The sequence below is a fragment of the Paenibacillus sp. 01L418 genome (assembly GCF_056400045.1).
In genome coordinates this window covers 1-3055 of sequence record NZ_JBFTSN010000603.1, presented here as the reverse complement: position 1 = coordinate 3055, position 3055 = coordinate 1, and the positions used below count along the sequence as shown (strand labels likewise).

Annotated in this window: 2 protein-coding genes; one reads left to right on the top strand and one right to left on the bottom strand. The window is 44.9% G+C overall.

All coding sequences use genetic code 11. The features are described from left to right. Window positions 1–1479, bottom strand: a 1479-nt coding sequence (locus AC1DSE_RS33420) for a phytoene desaturase family protein (RefSeq protein ID WP_477528925.1), incomplete at its 3' end; no start/stop codon positions are given. Between the two features lie 480 nt (window positions 1480–1959). On the opposite strand from AC1DSE_RS33420, the gene AC1DSE_RS33415 reads away from it, so the two are divergent. Next, the coding region (locus AC1DSE_RS33415; protein ID WP_477528924.1) for a glycosyltransferase at window positions 1960–3055 on the top strand (1096 nt) is incomplete at its 3' end.

Below are 3055 nucleotides of genomic sequence, written 5' to 3'. Positions count from 1 at the left end.
CAATTGCTCTTTAATGAGGTCAGCGGTGAGTTGTCCGGATAAAGTGACCATCGGGACGCCGCCACCGGGATGCGTTGATCCGCCAACGAAATAAAGATTATCGAGCAGCTTGCTTTTGCTTGGAATTTTGAAGCCGCCGTTAAGCTTGCGGTCCGTTACAATGCCGTAGATGGAACCGCCATTAGAACCATAAAGGTGCTGGATATCATCTGGAGTGAAGGTATATTCAAACTCAATATGCTGTCTCAGCTCCGTTAGTCCCATACGTTCGAGCTTATTCAGAACCAGGTCTCTGTAAGCCGCTTTCTGTGACTCGAAGCTTTCTCCAGGTTTGAGCGCCGGCACATGAGTAAGCACAAATAGATTTTCTTTGCCCTGCGGTGCCTGTCCAGGACCGGTTTTGCTTGAAACCCCGATGTACACTGTTGGATCATCTGTAGGTTTGCCTTCGACAAATATATCGTTGAACTCTTTATCTGGATCTTCAGAGAAGAAGAAATTATGGTGAAGAAGCTGATCATAAACTTTATCCACGCCAAGAAGCAGCACAAGTCCTGATACAGTAGGCTCGTATTTAGCTAAATCCTTTACGCGGTCGGCCGATTTCGGATGATGCTGCAGCAGTGTCTGATGCGCTGGAATAGCCTCAAGATTTGACACAATCAGATCAGCTTCTATTACGCTGCCATCTTCTAAAGTTACCCCTGTTGCGGTTTGGCCGACTGTATTCATTTGAGCAACTGGAGCTGAAGTGCGAACCTCCGCACCGAGCTCATCAAGCAGCTTAAGCATACCCTCCGCAATTCGGTACATACCGCCTTCTACATAATAGATGCCAAGCCCCATTTGTACATAGATTAATTGTGACAGCACAGCGGGAGCGGCATAAGGCGAGGAACCGATATACATGATGAAAAAATCGAACAATTGACGCAAATGCTTGTCCTTCAGAAAGCGGTTTGTCGTCTGATGCATCGTCTTCATCGGGTCCATCGCTAACAGTTCCTTCATACTGTGGTGACGCCGCAGGTCGCTCAGACCACTAAGGCTCTTGTTATAAAAGCTTTTTGTGTTGAGCTGATACATTTGCTGACAATAATCCAAATAAGAGAGGAATTGCTGTGCATCAACCGGTGAGATTTGTTCGAATTGCTTGATTAGGTCAGGGAAGTCACCTGTTATATCAAGTGTKACCCCATCTTCGAAAAAAGTTCTCCACTGAGGTTCAACACGAACCAGCTTCATATAATCCTCTAGTTTGCGGCCAGCACTTTCAAACAGCTGTTCGAGCACCCAAGGCATCGTCAGAATAGAAGGGCCCGTATCGAAAGTGTAGCCTTGCCCTGATCTTACGTTTAATTTGCCGCCAACGCGTTCATTTTTTTCTAATATGGTCACTTGATGCCCATCTACAGAGAGGCGAATAGCAGCTGATAGTCCGCCGAGACCGCCTCCGACGACAATAATCTTTTTGCTCATAGGAGCACTTCCTCTCATCATTGGTCATTTAGCCGAAACGATGCAGATGACAAACTATATACACAATCGTATAATCGTTGTAGAACTAACGTAAAAGGTTAATGCGATAAGCTGAATGCGGGATATGCATTTAACCAACACTTTTTCATTTTCAGTATTAACAAATTTTACCTATAACATGCAGCTTTTGCAGGATCAAATCTTCGGATAGCTCCTGCTATTTCGTCGTTAAGCGACGAGAATGAGGCTATAAAAAGAGCGAATAATGGCTCGTATAGTTTGAATGCCATCATTTTCACCAAAGATAGGGCTGTGGTTGTAAGTTTGTATAACCATTATCAACTGCCAAATTGAATGACCTAATCAGCCTGGTGAAAGGTGGTACACAACTTTGGGGAAAATGAGCTGTTTGTATAAGAAAACATGGAATAACGAGTCATATAAGGAATTTTGGTACCTTTTGTACAGAGGATTAGATCTATGATTGGAAATGTTGTGCTGTTGCTTGGCGGACTTATTTGTGGTGCTTGGCTGCTGAACAAAATCCGACCATTAGATGAGGATTTGGTGCCTTTCTCAAAGAACGATAGAAAGAGTCTCCCAAGCATTTCAGTTATCATTCCAGCTAGAAATGAAGAGAGAAACCTGACACAGTTATTGCCATCAATAAAGGGGCAGCAACTCGCTCCATTTGAAGTGATTGTAGTAGATGACGGATCAATTGATCGTACAGCAGCCATCGCTGAATCATTTGGTGCAATAGTTGTAAACCCGGGCGAGCTGCCGGATGGTTGGCTTGGTAAAAGCTGGGCGTGCTGGAATGGCGCGCAGGCAGCAAGCGGTCATTTACTTATTTTCCTTGATGCAGATACTTGTTTAGAGGATGCTGGGTTGGCGATGCTGGCTGAGGCCCATTCCAAGCAGAACGGGCTGCTTTCGATCCAGCCTTACCACAAGATGAAGCGGCCCTATGAATGGTTGTCAGCTTTCTTCAACATCATCGTCTTAGCTGCGGTTGGAGCACCTCAAACTGCTGCCGCAACAAATAAGAAGGCTGTAGGCGCTTTCGGTCCTTGTATAGTCTGTACCCGAGAATCATATTTTCAAACAGGTGGGCACGAGGCTGTTCGTGAGCGTATTCTCGAAAATTACAGCTTAGGCCTTCTATTTGCTGAGCAGCAAACGGTTAGAAATTGTTGCGGAAAAAGCGTTATTGCTTTCCGAATGTACCCGGAAGGCATTCGGCAATTGTGTGCAGGCTGGAGTAAAAGCTTCGCATCAGGTGCATCATCTACGACACCGCTGCGTTTACTAGCTATAATCTGGTGGCTAACTGGTTTGATTACGGTTGTTACACAATGGTTGAATCCTCAAATTTGGCGATCAAGCGACCAAATAACGATAGGAATAATCAGCTACCTTGCTTATGTTTTGTTAATAAATATACAGTTAAGCCGAGCTGGAAATTTTGGTTTCCAGACCGCTATCCTGTTTCCTATTCCGCTTCTCTTTTTTATGGGGATCTTCGCTAGTTCAACGCTGCAAACCTTTTTTCGCCGCAAGGTCACATGGAAAG